The following is a 20,285-nucleotide window of genomic DNA, read 5'->3' as shown; positions in this document are numbered from 1 at the left end:
ATGGACTACCGAATATCATTTGATCATAAAAACCTGGTTGGATTGCTGGAATGGGTCGTGGGAAAAGCCCCGGATAGCCCTGCCCTGAAGGACAGCCGTCGCTCATATACCTATGACGAGGTGTACAGGACAGCTCGCCAGGCTGCTGAAAAGCTCTCTTCCATCGGGGCCCGTCCCGGCGATCGCATCGTATGCATAAGCAGGAAGAATGCGGAAAGCATCCTCCTTTTCTGGGCTATCCAATGCTGCGGCGGCATACCCGTTATGCTTGACCAGGAAGATGGCCACGAAACAAACGCATTGAAAATTGAAGCTGTTTCTCCGCAATGGATCATCCTGGATAAAAAAGAGCATGACCTTTCAGTGATCCCTGGCAAGAGGCCAGGGCTGGATCCCGCCGATCTGCTCCCCGCCGTATTACAGGGAGAATATAAGATACCGCTGGACATTCCCGTTGATCCTCTTTGCTACATCCTGCTTACCAGCGGCACTTCGGGTATCCCCAAAGCCGTTCGGATAAGTCACCGGAACGTCCTGCATTATACCGAGGCCGTTTATGAACGGCTGGGCCGGCCAAGGCAGGTTGTTGCCGCGCATGTCACCACATTCGCCGCCGACCTGGGACTAACCAACCTCTGCGTAGCGCTGGCGGCCGGGGGTCTGCTGAGGATATTCAATAAAGAAGAGGCCACCGATCCCGACCTCTTCGAAGATATACTGGCTAAAGAAAGGATAACTTTGCTCAAGATCACACCTTCGCACCTCCTTTCCATGGTAGAAGGCGGCAGACGCCTCCGCCAACCCATTGACAATTTGGTGCTGGGCGGAGAAAAACTGAGCTGGCCGATGGTAAAAAAAATATTCTCGCTGGACTTATGCCGCCACTTGTATAATCATTACGGACCTACCGAAACCACCATCGGCGCTACCATGTTCCCTGTTACCCTTTCGTACCCATACATAGATATGACCGCATCGGTGCCCATAGGCCGGCCGCTGGGGCAAGGCACCTGCTTCCTCGAGGGGGAAGGGGTCACCGGGGAATTATGCATAGGCGGACCAGGTGTCAGTCCCGGCTACCTCAACAATGAAGAAGAAACCCGGAGGAAATTCTTTACTCGGTCCCTGGACGGTGCCGGACAACCCTTCTATCGTACGGGCGATATTTGCAGAAAGCTGGATGACGACAATTATGAATTCCTCTATCGCATGGACAGACAGGTTAAAGTGAACGGGTACCGTATCGAGCTGGGTGAGATCGAGCTCCTGCTGACGACCCACCCCGATGTGGAAAACGCCATCGTACAGTTGTCCGGCAAAACCGCGCATAACAGCCTTGAAGCATACGTCCGTCTGATTGATGGGAGGTCCCTGGAGGTGGCAGTACTGAGGAACTGGCTGCTCCGGAAAGTACAGGCCAGTAAAGTGCCGTCGGAGATCTATATTTATACCCACACCCCTTTCACCTCCAACGGAAAGATCGACCTGGCTTCTCTTAAAAAAGCATTTTCCATCCCGGGACCCGGCACTGCCGATGCCAGTCTTAACGGACAACACACGGGCATTGACCCATGGGAAGACCAGGTACTGATGGCCTGGAAAAAGGCACTTGACAAGAACACCATCCAACAGACAGACCACTTTTTTGAGACAGGAGGCGATTCCCTCCTGGCGATACAGATGATTGGCAGGCTCCAGCGATTCGGCTATAAAGTACATATCCGGGATCTCAACAGGTACCCAATATTCGCTGATTTTATCTCACTGAGACCCGGCAACCAACCGAAGCCCGCTGACTTCATTCCTCCGTACGAGGACGGCCGGACCTGGTCACAGCAGTCCTTTTTGTTGCAGACCAGTCTGTCGATGAATACCTATTGCCAGAGTATATTGCTGGAAACGGAGAACAAGATACACATCAGGGAAATGGCCATGGCGCTCACCTGCGTCTTGCAGGGACATACCCAGCTGACGGCCCGGTTCCTGTCAAAGGAGGACCCTGACAACGAAGGCAAAACAGATGCCGGCGCATGGGAGCTGGGTACTACCATCCTCGACAACAGGATGCCTGCCAGCCTCCAGGTTCGCCAAACGACCGTTCGCCTGCTTAAGGAAATGTCCATCGGAAAAGGCAGGTTATTCCGCGCCCAAGTATTTGTAGACCCTGCTGGCAAAGATTACCTCTACCTGGTCTGTCATCACCTGGCAATCGATGTCGTTTCCTGGAATATTATCCTGGATGAACTGCCGGAATATTATGAACAGATACTCCGGGGAATAACGCCTGCCGTCAATCCCGAAAACACGGTCCAGTTGTTCTATAGTTATCTCCGGCATTCCCCTCAGGAAAATGGCAGGCACCTGCCGGAACGCATCCCCCTGCCGGTGAAATTGCCACCCCGCCAACATACCTTCGGCGTGCCGACCAGCACCCAGGTATGTTGCATCCAGCTGCCTGAAGAAATGGCAAAAGCCCTTCGACATTCCGACGAACAGACGGGCGCCCTCACCACCGGTGACTACCTGCTGGGCGCCTTCGCCAGGTCCGTCCTCCATGAGCTCGGCCTGCAGGAGGTATCCATCGACGTGGAATTCCATGCCAGGCCCGACCATACATCCTTTCCGGATGTAAGCCGCTCGGTAGCCTGGTGGTCCGTTACCCTGCCCGTAAATTTTATTCCTTCCAATACTACGCCGGCACAATGCAACGCGTTGTTAAGAACAAAAGCCGAACAAGCCCGCCGGCTCAACATGCAACCCCATCAGCAGCACGCGACGACCGACCACGCCGACATACGGTTTAATTACCTGGGGCCCTTCCCCGAATACTTTGGCAATAACAGCCTCCGTCTGCATCCGGCTGCCTTTAACCCGGGCCCCACTCGTGACAGAGAAGCCTTGCTCGAATACAGCCTTTCCTTCACATGCCGGTTTGTCGGGACCGCACTCATCGCGGATATCCAGTACCAGACACCCCGCTTCAACGCCGTCCGCATCGCAGCCCTCGCACATACCATGCTGGATAACGTACGGGATTTCCTTAAGGACAAACACCCCATGCTCCCCTTATATGCGCCCCTTCTGCTGGACAGCAACCTCCCTTCCGTGGGACAACCACTGTATTACCTGCGCTTCCCCCACCGCCTGCCGGGAATAACTCACAAATATGTATTGCTGACCGGCGCGACAGGATTCCTGGGCATCCACCTGGTCCACGAACTGCTGAAGTATCCAGGCATTCATATCTATTGCCTCGTCCGGGGAGAAAATAAGGCCAGGGCTGAACGCCGTTTTAAAGAGCGCCTGAACTATTATTTCGACGACTGGACGGAAGACGGCCTGCAACGCGTTACCATACTCAAAGGCGACTTGCTGGAACACCGCCTGGGAATCGAAGAGACGGAATATGCCGTTCTCAGGGAGAACGTGGACCTGATCCTCCATGCGGCTGCGGATGTCAACCTGCTGAGAGACTACGCGCGCCTGAAAACCATCAATACAGACCCCCTGCAGCCCCTCCTTGACCTCGCCCGTTCCGGCAAACAAAAGGAGATACACTATGTATCCTCACTCGCCGTCAGCGGCTACCTGGATGCCAGGACAACGGCCGACTTTGACGAGGACAGCCTGGACCAGGGGCAATCCTTCATCTCCGACTATGAAAGGACTAAGTTCGAAGCGGAAAAAATAGTAAGGACATTCTTTAGCCAGGGCGGTAAAGGCAAAATATACCGGACAGGACATATTGCCGCCGATTCCCTGCGGGGGCGATTCCAGTGCAATCCCGAACAAAACAGGGTGTATCAGCTCATCAAGGGGATGCTCCTGCTGGGGAAAATACCCGCGGACTACCAGGAAAAAATTTCCTTCTCCTATGTGGACGTCGTGGCCAGGGCCCTGGTACGCCTCAGCCTCGACCTCATTGGAACCGATATGCAGTGCCTGCACCTGGAAAACCCCCAGTACCTTTCATTCGGCAGGATCACGGTCATGCTGAAACAAATGGGATATACCATTGAAGCAGTAGATATGGACACATTTGAAGAAGCCGTTGCAGCATTCGACGGCCCTCCCAAAGACAGGGAAATAGTGCATCTTATGCGAACCTGGGTTCTCCGCAGCATGGACTTCCCCAGGAAGACCATCTACCTGCACGGCCGCTCGCTCGATACCCTCGCAAGATCGGGACTGTATTTCCCTGAAACCGACTTCGGCTGGTTCTCACATATGGTCCGCCAGGGGATAGACATGGACTATTTTCACCCACCCGCTCTTCAGGGAAAAGTTGACTGGCTGCAGGCTGCCGCAGATCCGGTGAAAAACGAACACTGATGTATCATAACCGGACATTCACTCTATAAAATAGATTGTACAGAATTGATTGTTAATTTTTTATAATTTTGGCATGTTTTTAGGGCCAATGGACTGAGACAACCACAATCTAAATCTTATCTATGCTTGCAAACTACATTAAGATCGCCTGGCGTAATCTCATCCGTAATAAAGCATTCTCTTTTATCAATGTCTTCGGTATGTCGGCCGGCCTCGTCTGTTGCATGCTTCTTGCCATATACTTGCTCTATGAATTCAATTACGACAGCTATCATAAGAACATCAAGGATTTTTACCAGGTAGCCACCACCGTTGTCACACAGCACAAGGAAGAATCCTGGGCCACTACGCCCGCCCCGATGGCACCTACTTTGAAAAAAGAGTTCAGCGAAATAGAAGCCTCCACCCGGCTCCTGCCCTTGCTCTTCGAAGACAAAACATTGATCCAGTACAATAAGTCTGACGGGGTGCCCGTCTCGTTTTACGAGACGAAAGGATTCCTCGCCGATAGCTCCTTCTTCCGGATGTTCACCTATGACTTCATCGAGGGTGATGCCAATAGCGCCCTGAATGCCCCCGCCACGGTGGTGATATCAGAGGATATCGCCAGGAAAATTTTCGGCAACGCCCCGGCATTGAACAAAGTAGTACGGATCAACAGCGGTACCAACGGCGACCACGATTTTACCATAACAGGCGTGTTCCGGCCAATGTCGACAGCCTCTCATATCGAAGGAAGATTCTTCCTCTCCATGATGGGAGGCAAGGTGGAATCCTTCCTACAGCGACAAGCCAATGATTTTGCCAGCAACAACATGTTCTATACCTATGTAATCCTAAAGAACGGGACGGATCCGGATAAACTGGAACGGCAATTTCCCGCCTTTATCGAAAAATATGCTTCCCACGATCTGAAAGCTATGGGTTTTGAAAAAAAACAGTTCCTCGTACCCGTCCGGGACATCCACCTGCGGTCCGATCTGGCCGGGAATGTTTCGGCCAGCACCAGTACCACGTACCTTTATATACTCGGCTCCATCTCGCTGTTCACCTTGCTGATCGCGTGCTTTAACTTTATGAACCTGGCGACGGCCAGATCGACCAAACGGTCTGCCGAAGTGGGCGTGCGTAAAGTCCTCGGAGCAGAGAGAAAAGGCCTGATGATACAATTCCTGGGCGAATCAGTGCTGATGAGCTTCTTCGCATTCCTGCTGGCGTGGGGACTATCACTGATCCTGCTGCCTACTTTTAGCGCTGTGACGGAAAAACACCTTAGCCTTTCACTTTCTCACCAACTCCCTTTGATTATCGGGTTCCTGGTATTGTCGATAATGACAGGCCTGCTGGCTGGCATCTATCCCGCCTTTTACATGGCCTCATTCCGTCCGGTGCAGGTACTGAAAGGGAAATTTAAAAATTCACTGGGAGCCCTCTCTCTCCGCAAAGGACTCGTGATCTTCCAGTTCGTTATCTCCGTAGTGCTTATCATTTCTTCCCTGGTCATAGATGACCAGATGCAATTTATGCGCACCAAGAATCTCGGATTCGAAAAAGAGAGGCAGATCATCCTTCCCTTACGAAGCAAGAGCGCCAAGAATGCATACCCTTACCTCAAAAGCGAAATTGCGGGCAACCGCCAGGTTATCTCTGTAGGCGCTTCCCGCTATTATCCCGGCATTATCAACCCGGCCGACAAACTGTTATACCCCGAAGGACAAGGCGTCAGCGCCGCCAAACGCATACGGATGAATTTCGTCGACCCCGGCTATCTCCGTACCCTCGATATCAAGGCTGCTGCCGGTCACATCTTCTCGGAGGAATATATGTCGGATACCAGCAATCATATGATCTTAAATGAAAGCGCCATCCATTCCATGGGTTTCGCAACTCCGGAAAAGGCCGTCGGTAAACACATCTATTCCACTTACCAGGGTAATTCCACCGAATATACCATAGTAGGAGTAGTAAAAGATTTTCATTTCGAAGACTTACACGTACCCATAGCGCCCTATGGCTTCGAATTATACACTGACCCCACCTATAACTATTTTGTTGTCCATGCAGGCCCCGGCAACATCAGCAACCTGATCAAATTCCTAGCCGGTGTCTGGCAGAAAGCCGACCCCTCGTCACCCTTCGAATACAGCTTCCTGGATGAGGATTTTCAAAAGAACTACAAAGCGGAAGTACGCCTCTCGGAGATCATCCGCTATTTCACGATCATGGCTATCCTTATTTCCTGCCTGGGATTGTTCGGCCTCGCCAGCTTCAGCGCGGAGCAGCGCATCCGGGAGATAGGTATCCGAAAAGTATTGGGAAGCAGCGCCTCAGGCATTGTCAGTCTGCTCTCCCGGGATTTTCTCAAACTAGTCTTTATCGCGTCCCTGATCGCATCGCCCATCGCATGGTTCATCATGCATAAATGGCTGGATGATTTCGCCTTCAGAACACCTATTCATTGGACGGTGTTCCTGGTGACCATAGCGCTGGCCCTGGCAATATCCATGCTGACGATCAGCTTCCAGGCAGTCCGGGCAGCCCTTGCAAATCCGATCAAAAGCCTTAAGTCGGAGTAGGTTTCCCGGACATCGTATAGTCATTATTTCTCCCGCACTGTTACGTGGCAGGCCGCACCTGCATATCTATTTATCAACTGGTATTTAATAATCAGGAAAATCATCTATTATGTCAACGACAGATTTATTTAATCTCAAGCTGGTCAAATCCTACGAACAGGTAGATCATGTAAACAAAAGATTTTACGGGAGGTTTAACTATCCCTGGTCTCCCTCTTTGCTGCCAGCGTATCCCCCCGGCATGGCAGGATTATTCGTCAACCAGGACATTGGCTCCTGGAACCACTCCCGTATTCCCGAACGCCCCAAAATATGGATCGCCGGGTGCGGTACCAACCAGGCCCTTTTCACCGCGCTCAAATTCCCGGAGGCAGAAGTGCTCGGCACCGATATATCTTCCGGCTCCCTGGACGTATGCCGGAGAAACGCCGCCCAACTGGGTGTAAAGAACCTGGAGCTGGAAGAACGCAGCCTTAATGAGATCACCCACAAGGATAAGTTCGATTATGTCCTTTGCACAGGCGTCGTCCACCATAACGCCAACCCGGATGCCACCCTGAAAAAGATTGCCGGGGCGCTCAAACCCAATGGTATATTGGAATTCATGGTCTATAATTATTACCATCGCCTGCTCAGCACCGCCACCCAGAATGCAGTCAGAGAATTCTATGAATATGACAGCTCGCCGGACCTGGACCTCGAACTTTCACTGATCGGCAAATTGATAGCTGGTTTCCAACCCGAGAACCTGGTGACCAGGTTCCTGAAAGCTCATTCCATCACTCCCGAAGCGGAAATGGCCGACACGCTGCTGCAGCCGGTGGAATACAGCTATACCGTACGCTCGCTTGAAAAGCTGACGGGCCAATCCAATCTCTCGTACCTGGCGCAATGTCCGAATCAGTTCGATGTCGAATCCGAAAGGCTTGACTGGAACATGACCTTTAAAGACCCCTCCCTTCAGGCACTTTACGATAAACTGCCCGATGTCAGACGCTGGCAAATATCCAACCTCCTGCTCCTTGACAAGTCACCGATGCTGTGGTTCTACTTTCAACGCCAGGACGCCGGCATACCCATCAGGTCCGAACAGGAGATCTGCGAGGAATTCCTCCATACGCGCTTCGAAAAGAATTCATTCCAGGTACGGAATTATATCCTGAATGCCGACGGGGATTACCTGTTGAGTGAAAAACCCCGCTCACTCCCGTCCCCGGCCCTTCCAAAGCATCCTCTGGCCGCCCGGGTATACAACGAGGTCAACAAGAACCTGACAATAGGAGAGGTATTCGAGCGCCTCAAGATCAAACCAGGCTTCCGGCATGTCAACGAGGTGAGGATCCGTCTGACAAGCTCCCAGTTCCCCTACCTGCTGGCCGTTTGCTGAACTTATTCCAACCAATCGTTTATTACAATGAAAACGGAAGAACAGATCAGAATAAGGATGATGGAAGTAAAAAGCAAGCTAAAACAGATCGACGATGCCATCGCCCGGGAACTGGAAAGGCCTTTCTTTGCAAGGCGGCCCAACCTCTGTCAGTTCCTCGACCTTCAACGAAAGATCCATGCCTCCCTGTATAAGGAGCTAAAATGGCTATATGAATAAGGACTTCATCATCTATTCCTGGGGAGCCATCGGGGACGCACTTGTTTGCACACCCGTCTACAAGGCACTTAAAGAGAAGTTCCCCGACCGCAGGATCATAGTCTATTACATCAATCCGCGACACAAAAAGGTGTTTGAGCACAACCCTTATATAGACTCCCTCCGGTATCTCACTTCGTGGGCGCTGCTACGCTATCCCAGGCACCTGCTGTCCTATTGGCTGAAAAAGAAAATGCCCAACGCTTACCGGATGGCTTTTCAGCACGTCCCCGTATCGAGGATCTACCGGAAAAATGTAGTGGACATTGCCGCTGATATATTCGGCCTTACTTTGAAAGATAGAAGGATACAGCTGTTCTTTACAGAAAAGGAACACCGCATTGCCCGTGAAAAGCTGGCTCCTTATCGCAATGTCGTTTTTATGCACATCCATTCCAGGGCTTCCAGGAATCATCATTGGAAGATCAGCAACTGGATCGAGCTGGTCAGGCAATTACCTGAATATACCTTTATTCAGACAGGCCATGCCGACGAGGAATATGTGAAAGGCGCCGTCGATTGGAGAGGGAAAGTGCCGCTGCGGGAAGCATTTTGCATGCTGCACTATTGCACTTCTTTCGTGGGCATTGACTCTTCCTTCGCACATGCCACCAATGCCGCGGATCTCCCCGGGGTGGTCCTGTTCGGAGACACGGACCCTCTTTACTGGGGGCACGACAACAATGTCAATATTTATAAAAGGGTCTTTTGTTCCCCCTGCTTTGATTACGCCTGGGGCGATCCCTGCCCGTTCGGACATGAATGTATGAACCATATCACCGTCGAAGAAGTAAAGCTGGCCCTCAAACGCCAGGTCGCTTCAGGGAGACACAATGGACCTCCTTTCAACACTGAATTCCATGAAAATAATCCAAAGCTTCTGGTCTAAACCTGGCCAGGTCAAGAAAGAACCCAACAGGTGCGGCTGGGCGGCTAAGAAATACCATTACTTCAGCTGGGCCCTGAGCTGCCTGCAATTCAGGCAATTCTATGATGAAGTGGAACTGGTCACTGACAAGGCGGGCCACGAACTGCTGATCGAAAAACTGGAATTGCCCTATACCAGCTGCAAGATCGCCCTGGATATACTGAATGACTATCCTCCCGGCTTATTCGCCGTGGGAAAACTCTATGCCTACAGCATCCAGGAAGCTCCCTTTCTCCATGCCGACGGGGATGTGTTCATCTGGAAAAAATTCGATGAAGGTTTTCTGCGCGCCCCACTGGTGTCACAGTTTGAAGAGGCCGGGGACGCCTTCCACCCCAGCTACTTTGAGATATTTATCAAAATGGTCAATCATTTTGACTTCTGCCCGGATGTACTGACCGCGTCTCTCGGCCGGAATGGTAGTATCAAAGGCGTTAATGCGGGTGTCATCGGAGGCACGGACGTGGGCTTCTTCCGGGAATACGGACGCCAGGCCTTCGAGTTCATCGACCGCAATCTTAATAACCTCGATAAAGTGGATGTAAGATTGTCCAATACCATCTTCGAGCAGTTCCTGTTCCACGCCCTGGCCGAAGAAAAAGGTATAGCCATTAAATACCTTAAACCCAAAGTGAATCATTTGCTGTATGATTTTGCCGATTATACAGGCGTTCCCCACAGAACCACTTACATTCATACGCCTGGAAATGCCCTGAAATCGGAGCGCTACCTGACAGATTCTTTGGATCACAGGTTGCACAGAGACCATCCCGACACCTACTACAGGATCATAAACCTTTTGCGGACGCATCAAATCTGAGTCACATGTTGCAGACAATCGATCAGGCGCAGCCCGGGACAGAAGAGCTGACAAGACGCTATGGGCATTTCCTCCTCGGACAAATGCCTCTTGTCACACAGTTTCCTTCACTACAAGTTCCCGGGCAGCTGCCCTGGAACAACCCTGAAAATATAGCGTCGGGAACGGGCGGCATCATTTTGCTCCTTCTGGAATTATACCGGCAGTTCGGGGAAGAGGCCTATTTACGCTCTGCCGATGAGGCGATACAATCCCTGCTTGCCTTCTGCAGACAGCATCCTACCAACAACTACTCCTTGTACACTGGCCGGGGAGGAGTCTTTTATGTATTGATCGAACGATACCTCATCGACAAGGATAAAACCATTTTAACAGATCACCTGGATCTCATCCGGCCCGCCAACCTCGAATACCTTCACTCCCAATACACGCCGGATGCGCTGTTTGATGGAAGGGCGGGCACGTTATTGATCCTGCTGCACCTGTACCGCTACACAGGCGCTTCCTTCCTCCCGTCATACATCGGGCAGTTTATTTACAAGATACTGGAGAATGCAACGCTTTCACCCAAAGGCTTGTACTGGCGCAGGCCGGAAGAGCTCAACCTGGGACCCGTATGCGGGCTGGCTTATGGAGCCGCCGGGATACGATGTGTCCTGACCCAGTTGCACCACCTCTCACCCCATCCTTCCTTTTCTTTCTTATTGACGGAAACAGACCGGTTTATCCAGTCCTGCCGGGTAGAGGGATCTTCTACCTGGGGCAACTACCGGAAGCCCATGCTGGACCGGAAAATGGAAGAGCTTTGGAGGCAAGCATACCTCCGGGGCGATGCAGGATCGTTGACACCGGAAAATGATTATGGTTGGGCAGACGGAACGACGGGTCTGCTGGTGGCGGGCTGCCAGGGAGAAGCTCCGGACATCCCCGACGGGCCACTGCCCGGAAACATGGAAGCCGCCGGCATATACAATGGGCTGGCCGGTCTGGGGCTATTCCTCCTCGCGACAGACGACGGACGGCACACCGACAAATGGCAACATCTGAGCGTCCGTTTGACAGACTACCTGGCTTGCGAAACGGAGACCAGCATGAACGGGGGGCTCTTGCATGGTTGCCCCGGCATTGTTTATTTCCTTACCCTCGCCCTCAGGGGGGCTGCCCGGTCGGGGAACATAGTTGCCCCATTCCTGAATATCGACCGGGGAGAACACCTTCCGGAACTGCCCGGCCCGACCTTAGCCGAGACTCGCAGGATACTGCTTTCCGGCGTATTCCCAAGGAGCCTCCGGTTGTGGGAAGAGGCCGACGCCTCCTCAGCAGCCGACTACCTGAAAAGATCGGAAGGACCGGGAGTCGCCGGAGAGCTCTCTGCCTTTATCACACAGCTGAGGCATCGGGTGTCCATGACCGGTCTACTCCCGACAAAAGACAGGTGGAAGGACGCATTCAGGTTGGAACATGAAAAGCTGCAATGCCTTCTGACGGAACAACGTTCACCGCTGCAGCTCTATCTCGATAAAAGCCTTCGCCAGGAAAAGACTGCCGAATGGCTCAACGGGTCCGATGAATGGCTGCTCCAACAAGCATTGCGTATATCGCCCGCGATAAAACTGGTGAATACTGTCTGGAACTGGAGCAAGCCTGATAACACTGCCGCTCAGTACAGCGAATATATTTTATACACCGTCCCGGGGAACCAGGTGGACGAAATATACCTGACTCCAGATAATATGCTTCTGCTACACTGTTTTGATGAGCCCTGCACGGTAGGACATGCGCTGCAGAAGATCAGGGCACACATCGCATCCATACCTCAAAAGGAGTTGAAAGAAATGGTGAAGGCATTTACGAATTTTCCGACCGCGGCTTATTTCCTGGAAGTGATGGAAAAAGGCACGCTGTTCACCATTCGTCAATGGGTATGTGCCGACATCCTTTCCCCCGCCCTGGGTAATTGATCACCAAGGAAGAGAAATTTATATGCAGTACCTGAAAAAGATGCCGCCGATTGCCGCCCTATCGATGGGTGAAACCTTTAGCCGGCCGGCAAATACTATCTACGAACAGGTCATAGATGACTACCACCTGTACGATGACCCCGGACAGGCCGTCTCCAACCCCTTTCCGGCCGGAACCATCGAATACCTGCTTTACCAGAAATGCTGGATCGACTGCCTCCAATGGCATGTCGAAGACGCCATCCGGCACCCCGATATAGAACCCCGGGAGGCCCTGGCCTGCAAACGCCGCATCGATGCGCTCAACCAGGACCGGACAAACACAGTGGAACGTATGGACGACCATTTTCTTACACTGTTCAGGGAAGTCCCGGTTCGACCATCCGCCAAAATGAACAGCGAGAGCCCTGCGTGGGCACTCGATAGATTGTCTATCCTGGCATTGAAGATATATCACATGAGAATTGAAACGCGCCGCACCAACGCCGATGAACAGCATATTCATCAATGTACCTCCAGGCTGCGGGTGTTGGCAGATCAGCAGCTCGATCTGCTCCGAAGCATCGATGAATTGCTGCAGGACATTGCCCGCGGGGATAAATACATGAAAGTGTACAGGCAAATGAAAATGTATAATGACCCGAACCTCAATCCGGTGCTATACAATTCGGCTGGGCACTGAACTTACCACAGCTTTATGATCTATCTATAAAGTAGGGGATGCTGAAAACCTAAAAAAGAGTAAGCGTAACTATTTTAATCAATTTTTATGATTGAAAAGACGAAGGGTAACCTGAACGAACTTCTGACTGCTATGTCAGAAGAGAAGATGGACCTTGCATGCGAAATGCAGGAATCTAAGAATTCCCGCGCCTGGGAATGGTCCGTTGCGGATTCCAAGAGCTGGAGCCAAAGCTGGAGCCAAAGCTGGAACAAGTAACATGGAGGGCACCATTAATATTATGGTGCCCTTATTAATTCGCAAAATTTCATTCAATGAATAAAATGAAAATCACACTGGTTGCCCATAACGAGGAGTCTCCGCTGGCAAACTTTCTTTGGGACCAACTGAAGATGGTTGACTGGCTGGATTGTCGTCGGACCCTGTTCGGCATCTGGAATGATCAAATGGAGACGGAATTCTTCCTGCCCGTCATGGAAAACCTTACTTTCCAGGAAGTCCTGGACGTTTGCGAGCTCCTCCGGAAAGAAAAGAAAAGATCTATACATATATCTTGCTGGGATGATCACCTGATCGCAGGGCCCACACATTTCCCCGGTATGACGGCCGGCATGGATTCCTGTCTGCTTTTCCTGAAACAACAGGAGCTGAAACGCACGCCGACCAGCAGCGAATTGTATGAAATGACCACGTGTGCGGTCACCGCTGATGACCTGCAGCGAAACCTGGGCGTATATCACCTGGCATTTGCAGACCTGGTAGACGAGCTTCGGCTATTGTACCAGGACGAGCCGGACCAGAAATTAAAATTCATCGATAAAGCAGCCTTTTTCTGCTTATCTCCCGGATCTTCCGCTCCTGCCTCTTCAAAATACATATATCCACTGTTCGAGAAAGAAAATTACCCGCCCCCGATGGGGCCGCCGGATTGCAGGGTGCTCCTTGGAAAATACCAGCACTCCCAGACACATATCGTCAATAACCTGTTCCTCGACCGGCCCGCTTCTACGATTGATGAAGATGAATATAAAAGCGTAGCCATAGTAGGGGGCGGAACGGCAGGTTACCTCACTGCATTATCCCTCAAGAAACGATATCCAGGGCTGTCCGTCTCCCTGATCGAGTCCTCCAAGGTCCCGGTCATTGGGGTGGGAGAGGCTACAACACCCGAGATCCGTCGTTTCCTGTTCCATACATTGGGCTTTAGTGCGCTGGATTTCTATAAAAAAGTAAGGCCCACATGGAAGCTGGGGATCAAGTTCTTTTGGGGCCTTCCCGGCGATTACTATTTCAACTATCCCTTCGGCAAATCCGATATCCGCAGCGCCTATCATATCAACAAGGACATGAATTATTGCTCCCTTACATCCCTGTTGATGAGCAATGACTCATCCTTCGTCCTGTCGACCATGAACAGCCATTCCCTCGAACAGTTCCTTTCCCTTTCAAATGATATTTCCTATGCGCTTCACCTGGACAATGTCTCCTTTATCGGGTATTTGAAGGAAATGGCCCTGGCCGCCGGCGTCCATTATATCGATGACCTCATCGTTGACTCAGAAAGGAAAACCGATGTAAATGAGATCCTTTCGATAAAAGGAGAGAGCGGCATGTCTTATGAATACGATTTTTACGTGGATTGCTCCGGGTTCAGGTCCCTGCTGCTCGAAAAAATGCTCGAATCACCTTATGTATCTTACAACAGCAGTCTTTTCACAGATACGGCAGTGACAGGCTGTATCCCCAACCGCGATAAGGTGAAACCCTATACTTATGCCGAATCAATGAACAATGGCTGGTGCTGGTGCATACCCATGCGCGGAGAAGATCATCGCGGCTATGTATTCTCGTCTAATTACTGTACGATCGATGAAGCCGCAGATGAATTGCAGAGGAAAAACCCGGGGATCGTCGGACTTAAAACGGTCCGTTTCAGGTCAGGCCGGCACCAGGAAGCCTGTATAGGCAACGTATTCGCCATCGGGAATTCCTATGCGTTCGTGGAACCCCTGGAATCCACCGGTATCCACATGATCATTAAAGAGGTGGAAACATTGACGCATAGCTTTCGCCAGTTGAAAAAATCCCCCTCCATAAGAAAGGCTATCAACTACAACATGAACGCCCATTGGGACTATCTGCGGGGCTTCCTTTCCATCCACTACAAATACAATAAGAAGTTCCAGACGGAATTCTGGAAGGATTGCCGGGAATACACGGATATCTCCTCCATTCAATGGTTGGTAGACCTTTATAAGGAAGTAGGTTTGCTGTCCTATACAGACGAACACTTCAAGAGAATGATAGGGCAGGAAATAAAGGACGATATTTTTGGATTTCTCGGACTGGATACCTTATTGATGGGACAAGGTATACTTCCAAACAGGTTCCCGCCATCCGTACAGAACAAAAGTATCTGGATGGCGAACATACGTACCTGGCAATCCATCCAACAGCTGACGGTGCCGTTGGAAAACGACCTGAAGATCCTTACCCGGCATCCCGAATTAATTTAAACTTCAATCGTATGAATAAGATATCGATATGCACCGTGTGTATGAACAGGTTGAAACACCTGGCCAAGACGCTACCTGTTAACATCAGGGAGAACATGCACTACCCGGGTATAGAGTTCGTCTTACTGGACTATAATTCCAAAGACGGCCTGAGCAACTGGGTAAGGTCTAATTTATCTCAGTATATCAGCTCCGGGATCTTAAAATATTACAAGACCACTGAACCGCAGTATTTTGACCTGTCCCATTCCAAGAACATGGCTTTAAAGCTGGCATCAGGGAATATCATTGGTCTGGTGGACGCAGATAATTATGCCGGACCTGCTTACGTGGATTGGGTTAATGAAAGTTTTAATCAACATGGCGAAAAGACGATTACCACCACCTTGATGAAAGACAGCATTCCCTTCAGGGACCAGGGCGGTAAACTTTGTTTCTCCAACGACGCCTTCCGATCCGTGAACGGATTTGATGAATCCATGATCGTATACGGCATAGAAGACGTCGACCTTGTCAACCGGCTGGAAAAAGCCGGCGGCAAACGGGTTTTCATAGACCAGGATAAATACCGCCAGTACATCGGGCATTCCAATGTCGAGCGCCTGGTGAATCACCGCCTCCCCAACGATGTAGATGCGATCCTGATGCGTGTTTCGGAGGAAGGCACCGACAATTCAGGAAGAATATTGTACCTCTTGCGGGACCATTCCTTTTTTGAGGTCTCCTATGCATTCGATAGCTCAGCGCACGAAGATTGGGTTAATAGCTTCGCAGGCTGGTCCATCCCTCCCAACGGGCAAAAGGAAGGCACCTTCGACCAGGAGAACAAGGGTATACTGCTCAAATTCAAAGAGGGCCAAACCCTCAGGCTGCAGGAGAAAGACAGCAAAGCAATGAGTTACCGGGCTGCAAACGACAACTCTTCCTGGCAGTGCATCCCCAAGGACGATGCAATGTATTATGTGGTATTGATGGCTTATGGAGAATGTGTCAACCGGAATAAATTCATGGAAAACGACAAGAATGATAAATCCGTCAACCAGGATGGATGGGGTAAAGGGACGGTATATTTGAATTTCGACATGACCAATCCGATCGGGATCGTATGAAAATAATTCAAAGCTTTTGGTCCAAACCCTTTATGAGGTCGGACTCATATGGCATAGATGACAGACTGCACGGTGGGTGGCCGCATCGCGTCATCAATTATTACAGTTGGGCGCTAAGCTGCCTCCAGCTGAGAAAATATTATGACGAGGTGGAATTGGTTACGGACCATTTCGGACAGGAGATCTTCATTGATAAGATCGGTTTGCCTTACACCAGCGTACGGACTGTTCTGAACCAGATCGATCATTATTCTCCGGCATTATGGGCATTGGGGAAATTGTATACATATGGCCTGCAAGACAAGCCTTTCCTGCATGTGGATGGAGACGTCTTCATCTTCCAGGAATTCGGTGAACAGCTGATGAACGCAGCCCTGATCGGGCAGAATATGGAACTGACCCCAGTCAGTATGCCGGACTATGAGGAGGTCTGGGCAGGACTGGTGAAGATCCCTTCCTACTTCGGCAACCTGTCCGGAGTCAAATATATTCCCGGCGTCAGCGCGGGCATCCTGGGAGGCAATGATATTATTTTCTTCAAGGAATATGTAAAAGAAGCTTTTTCTTTTCTGGAGAACAATATGGAAGTCATTGTGGACTCCTTACTCACCATCAATGCAGGGTTTGTCAATGTCATCACCGAGCAGGTCGTTTTCGAGGCCCTTGCCCGCCGTCACCAGCATAAGATCACCTGCCTGTTCCCTCAGATAGATGCCCCCGACCACATTGGTGTGTTCAATTTCGCCCGTGATAACAAGAATTACGTACACTGCTATGGGTTTTATAAATCTGTACGCATATGCTATGCACATCTGGAATGGCGGCTCCAAACGGATTATCCCGAATATTATCATAAAATAAACAGGCTGATCGAAAAGTCTGAGATCTAACTCTTCCACCGCATGCTTAAACAGTCGTCTCAGATATTGGACCATTGTCTTGATATTGGCCGCTATGTCATGGAAATGCAAGACAGCCAGGTGGCAGAACATGGGTTAAACAAGGACCTCTTTTTTATACTGGAGTTGTATAAAAATACGCATGAGCCGGCAATATTGGCAAACCTACTGTCCGTTTTGGAAAAACCGGGGCTATCGTCCATGACATTCCCGAGCCGCCCGGGGCGCCCATGTTATGGGAGGTCAGGGCTGGCTTCCCTTTACTTTGAACTTTTCAACGCCACCGGCAGGGAGTTATACCTGGAGAAGGCTCTGGAACTGGGAAAACAATATCTCCATTCGAATTTCCTTTCGTGTAAAACACCCGACAATTATGGGATGGCAGACGGAATGGCAGGCACAATGCTGCTTTATCTTTCCATGTATGCCGAGACAGAAGAAGGTTGGTTGATGGATTATATCCGGCAATGCCTCACCTTCCTGGTGGATAAGGCCGTCCTGACAGGCACCGGGATTTATTGGACCGCCTTGAAAAGGAACAAACGTCACACCGGCTGGGACCGGGGTAGCTCGGGGATAGCATGCTGTTTCCTCGAAATAGGGCGCTATTGCCACAATTCCGATCTGTATTCGCTGGCTGATAAAGTGCTAAAGGAAGAAGATGAATACTTGCGGAGGGAAATGAATAATGCGATGCTGCCTGTACACCTTTTGACGAGGCTGTATGCGTCCTTGCTCCTGCCCGGCACGGGATACGGGGACCGCTGGAATGAATGGATAGCCGCTTTTCCCATGCTTGCTTCAAATTATGCACAGGCCCCTACAGGCAAACTAGCAGACGAAGGGCTGGCATATAAAGAAGCCTATTGCCTGACAAAAGACCCCAATTGCCTGGAAGCCGCAAGGACAGTGGCTGCAGCGCTCGTTACAAAGGTCGCCCAGGAAAAGAAAAAGCTGGCAGGCACGCCACACGATTTCAACAGTCTGGTGGACGCAGGCTACTTCCTGCTTAAAATGACGGATCTTGATAGCGATCCATCCTTGTTGCTGCCGCGCCTGCCCGTTTCCCCGATGCAGGAAGATCATCCTTGCCGTGGTATGCTGCACAAGGCTTCCCAGGGAGGATTGCAGTCGGCCGTCAATGCACAATTGCTGCAACGCTATTTCAGAAGGTCATTCCCTATCGTTAAAAAAAACTGCCCGGATGAATTAAGCACTTTTTTGTCGACATCGTCATTCATTCTGCCGGAAAAATATGAGGAATGGGTCAGGACGGTCTCGAAACATGTATTTCCGGGAAATGTGAAAAACAAGCTGGAGGAGGCGATCGATATCGAGATGGCCATCACCAGGATGAGAAGCCGTCCGGAAATATATATGTCAGACAGTGCCGTTGAATTCTCCGCGAGAATGGATAAACTGTTGGCCTTACCGGTGGAGGACTTTTTGAATTTGCAGCTGATACTCTCGGACAAAATATTATTGTTGAAGAGGGAGCCTGTAGTTGACCTCACAAATCCATTGACGCCTGCAATGCTGTCCCACCTGTTCACTTCTTATGGCAGGCATTCGTATTACTGCTGGGGCGACGACTACATGGACTTTAAGGCAGAGAACCTGGGCACATCGAGGATCTTTACAGACATATTCACCGAACCACGCCCGGTGTATAAAGTATTGAACAATATTGTAAACTTTATTCTATCCCAGGAAGAAAAAACCATTGCGATCCTGATAGAAAAATTTTCGGCCGGGAATAAACGACATCTCCAGGTCCAGTTGAATTATATCCTGCAGATGTATATAAAATCCCTGTTAATGAAAGGAGTGCTGGTCGTCGTACCGCGTTAGTATTAAGGAACTAAAAAAATCTGGCAGGCAATATGAAACTGGCTTATTTAATCCTGGCGCATGAACATTTTGAACATCTGGTGAAAATAGTTAACACACTTGCGTCGGAAGAGGTTACTTTTTTTATTCACATCGATAGCCAGACAGAAGTAAATTATCTTACGCTGAAAAGCCAATTTTCCGACAAGGCTGACGTCCACCTGCCGGAAAAACGACTGGCAATCAATTGGGGAGGATATAGTATGGTAGAAGGGATCTTACATTTGTTAAACGAAGCTATCAAACATGGGCATTATGATTATCTCAGCTTGATCAGCGGACAGGATTTCCCCATAAAAAGCAATCAAACAATCGTGACGTACTTACAAGAGCATGCCGGACATGAATTCATTGAATATTTTTCAATACCGGATTTTACAAGATGGGGGCCCGCAGGCGGGGCAGACCGTTATAATTATTATTGGCTCGTCGATGACCTTGGAATGGAGCGCGCTCATCTGTTTGTCCAGGCACAGCGTATGGAAGGCAGTAAGCGGACTTTCCCAAATGGATGGCAACCCTATGGCGGGTCCATGTGGTTTACCATTACTTACGCCTGTGCAAAATATATCTGTGAATACCTGACAGCGCATATTGATATTGATATCTTTTTTAGACTTACCTGCATTCCCGATGAGCTGCTGATGCCCTCCTTACTGTTAAACTCTCCTTTTAGAAAGGCTATAGTTAATAACAATTTACGGTATATTGATTGGACAGAAGGAGGTTATCACCCCAAAACTTTAACCATAAAAGATTGGGTAAAAATTAAAAATAGCAACCGCCATTTTGCCCGGAAATTCGACTATAAAGTAGACAGGCAGATTGTGTATGCCTTAGAAAAATTTATGGAATAACCCATGAGGAACACCCATGCACCGGTGTAGGTAAGGTGCCCATCCACCGACCATATAAAATCGCCTCCCT

14 protein-coding genes are annotated in these 20,285 nt (G+C 50.2%); all 14 read left to right on the top strand.

The features are described 5' to 3' along the window. The 14 genes from Q4E93_RS28610 to Q4E93_RS28545 all read left to right on the top strand — a co-directional run bounded on the left by Q4E93_RS28610 (position 1) and on the right by Q4E93_RS28545 (position 20,215). The gene (locus tag Q4E93_RS28610) at positions 1-4,332 is read left to right on the top strand and encodes a thioester reductase domain-containing protein (protein ID WP_303591236.1); all 4,332 of its coding nucleotides are present in this window, start codon (positions 1-3) and stop codon (positions 4,330-4,332) included. A 122-nt stretch (positions 4,333-4,454) separates the two neighbouring features. Next, the gene (locus Q4E93_RS28605; protein ID WP_303591234.1) at positions 4,455-6,908 is read left to right on the top strand and encodes an ABC transporter permease; all 2,454 of its coding nucleotides are present in this window, start codon (positions 4,455-4,457) and stop codon (positions 6,906-6,908) included. Positions 6,909-7,017: 109 nt separating this feature from the next. Then, a complete protein-coding gene (locus tag Q4E93_RS28600; protein WP_303591232.1) occupies positions 7,018-8,295 on the top strand; it encodes a class I SAM-dependent methyltransferase in 1,278 nt (425 codons plus the stop codon). A gap of 27 nt (positions 8,296-8,322) precedes the next feature. Then, positions 8,323-8,514: a hypothetical protein gene (locus Q4E93_RS28595; protein ID WP_303591230.1), complete on the top strand. Its 192-nt coding sequence runs from the start codon at positions 8,323-8,325 to the stop codon at positions 8,512-8,514. After that, positions 8,507-9,442, top strand: coding sequence for a glycosyltransferase family 9 protein (locus Q4E93_RS28590; RefSeq protein WP_303591228.1), 936 nt, complete (start codon positions 8,507-8,509; stop codon positions 9,440-9,442). The genes Q4E93_RS28595 and Q4E93_RS28590 overlap by 8 nt, the downstream gene beginning before the upstream one ends. Then, on the top strand, positions 9,414-10,301 hold the full coding sequence (locus Q4E93_RS28585) for a DUF6734 family protein (protein ID WP_303591226.1): 888 nt from the start codon (positions 9,414-9,416) through the stop codon (positions 10,299-10,301). Before Q4E93_RS28590 ends, Q4E93_RS28585 begins: the two co-directional genes overlap by 29 nt. A 5-nt stretch (positions 10,302-10,306) precedes the next feature. Then, the gene (locus tag Q4E93_RS28580) at positions 10,307-12,262 is read left to right on the top strand and encodes a lanthionine synthetase LanC family protein (RefSeq protein ID WP_303591223.1); all 1,956 of its coding nucleotides are present in this window, start codon (positions 10,307-10,309) and stop codon (positions 12,260-12,262) included. Between the two features lie 22 nt (positions 12,263-12,284). Continuing rightward, the gene (locus Q4E93_RS28575) at positions 12,285-12,944 is read left to right on the top strand and encodes a DUF4254 domain-containing protein (RefSeq protein WP_303591221.1); all 660 of its coding nucleotides are present in this window, start codon (positions 12,285-12,287) and stop codon (positions 12,942-12,944) included. A gap of 87 nt (positions 12,945-13,031) precedes the next feature. Further along, positions 13,032-13,202 carry a hypothetical protein gene (locus tag Q4E93_RS28570; RefSeq protein WP_303591219.1) on the top strand — a complete coding sequence of 57 codons (171 nt, stop codon included), beginning with the start codon at positions 13,032-13,034 and terminating at the stop codon, positions 13,200-13,202. Between the two features lie 56 nt (positions 13,203-13,258). Next, positions 13,259-15,460 carry a tryptophan halogenase family protein gene (locus Q4E93_RS28565; protein WP_303591217.1) on the top strand — a complete coding sequence of 734 codons (2,202 nt, stop codon included), beginning with the start codon at positions 13,259-13,261 and terminating at the stop codon, positions 15,458-15,460. 11 nt (positions 15,461-15,471) lie between these two features. Further along, positions 15,472-16,569 (top strand): glycosyltransferase family 2 protein, encoded by a 1,098-nt coding sequence (locus Q4E93_RS28560; RefSeq protein ID WP_303591215.1) that lies wholly within the window; start codon positions 15,472-15,474, stop codon positions 16,567-16,569. 32 nt (positions 16,570-16,601) lie between these two features. Next, entirely contained in the window at positions 16,602-17,459 is an 858-nt protein-coding gene (locus tag Q4E93_RS28555; RefSeq protein ID WP_303591213.1) for a DUF6734 family protein, read from the top strand. Between the two features lie 12 nt (positions 17,460-17,471). Continuing rightward, positions 17,472-19,319, top strand: a complete 1,848-nt coding sequence (locus Q4E93_RS28550) for a lanthionine synthetase LanC family protein (protein WP_303591211.1) — start codon at positions 17,472-17,474, stop codon at positions 19,317-19,319. Between the two features lie 32 nt (positions 19,320-19,351). Continuing rightward, positions 19,352-20,215 carry a beta-1,6-N-acetylglucosaminyltransferase gene (locus Q4E93_RS28545; RefSeq protein ID WP_303591209.1) on the top strand — a complete coding sequence of 288 codons (864 nt, stop codon included), beginning with the start codon at positions 19,352-19,354 and terminating at the stop codon, positions 20,213-20,215. Positions 20,216-20,285: the final 70 nt, after the last annotated feature.

This window comes from Flavitalea plasmicola, from assembly GCF_030546645.1.
Taxonomy (GTDB): domain Bacteria; phylum Bacteroidota; class Bacteroidia; order Chitinophagales; family Chitinophagaceae; genus Puia.
The sequence above is the reverse complement of the archived record's forward strand: the minus strand, read 5'-3'. Positions and strand labels throughout refer to the sequence as shown.

Excerpts from the sequence above, each read along its gene's own strand:
- Q4E93_RS28610 (WP_303591236.1), top strand. The coding sequence starts at position 1 with ATGGACTACCGAATATCATTTGATCATAAAAACCTGGTTGGATTGCTG.
- Q4E93_RS28605 (WP_303591234.1), top strand. The coding sequence starts at position 4,455 with ATGCTTGCAAACTACATTAAGATCGCCTGGCGTAATCTCATCCGTAAT.
- Q4E93_RS28600 (WP_303591232.1), top strand. The coding sequence starts at position 7,018 with ATGTCAACGACAGATTTATTTAATCTCAAGCTGGTCAAATCCTACGAA.
- Q4E93_RS28595 (WP_303591230.1), top strand. The coding sequence starts at position 8,323 with ATGAAAACGGAAGAACAGATCAGAATAAGGATGATGGAAGTAAAAAGC.
- Q4E93_RS28590 (WP_303591228.1), top strand. The coding sequence starts at position 8,507 with ATGAATAAGGACTTCATCATCTATTCCTGGGGAGCCATCGGGGACGCA.
- Q4E93_RS28585 (WP_303591226.1), top strand. The coding sequence starts at position 9,414 with ATGAAAATAATCCAAAGCTTCTGGTCTAAACCTGGCCAGGTCAAGAAA.
- Q4E93_RS28580 (WP_303591223.1), top strand. The coding sequence starts at position 10,307 with ATGTTGCAGACAATCGATCAGGCGCAGCCCGGGACAGAAGAGCTGACA.
- Q4E93_RS28575 (WP_303591221.1), top strand. The coding sequence starts at position 12,285 with ATGCAGTACCTGAAAAAGATGCCGCCGATTGCCGCCCTATCGATGGGT.
- Q4E93_RS28570 (WP_303591219.1), top strand. The coding sequence starts at position 13,032 with ATGATTGAAAAGACGAAGGGTAACCTGAACGAACTTCTGACTGCTATG.
- Q4E93_RS28565 (WP_303591217.1), top strand. The coding sequence starts at position 13,259 with ATGAATAAAATGAAAATCACACTGGTTGCCCATAACGAGGAGTCTCCG.
- Q4E93_RS28560 (WP_303591215.1), top strand. The coding sequence starts at position 15,472 with ATGAATAAGATATCGATATGCACCGTGTGTATGAACAGGTTGAAACAC.
- Q4E93_RS28555 (WP_303591213.1), top strand. The coding sequence starts at position 16,602 with ATGAGGTCGGACTCATATGGCATAGATGACAGACTGCACGGTGGGTGG.
- Q4E93_RS28550 (WP_303591211.1), top strand. The coding sequence starts at position 17,472 with ATGCTTAAACAGTCGTCTCAGATATTGGACCATTGTCTTGATATTGGC.
- Q4E93_RS28545 (WP_303591209.1), top strand. The coding sequence starts at position 19,352 with ATGAAACTGGCTTATTTAATCCTGGCGCATGAACATTTTGAACATCTG.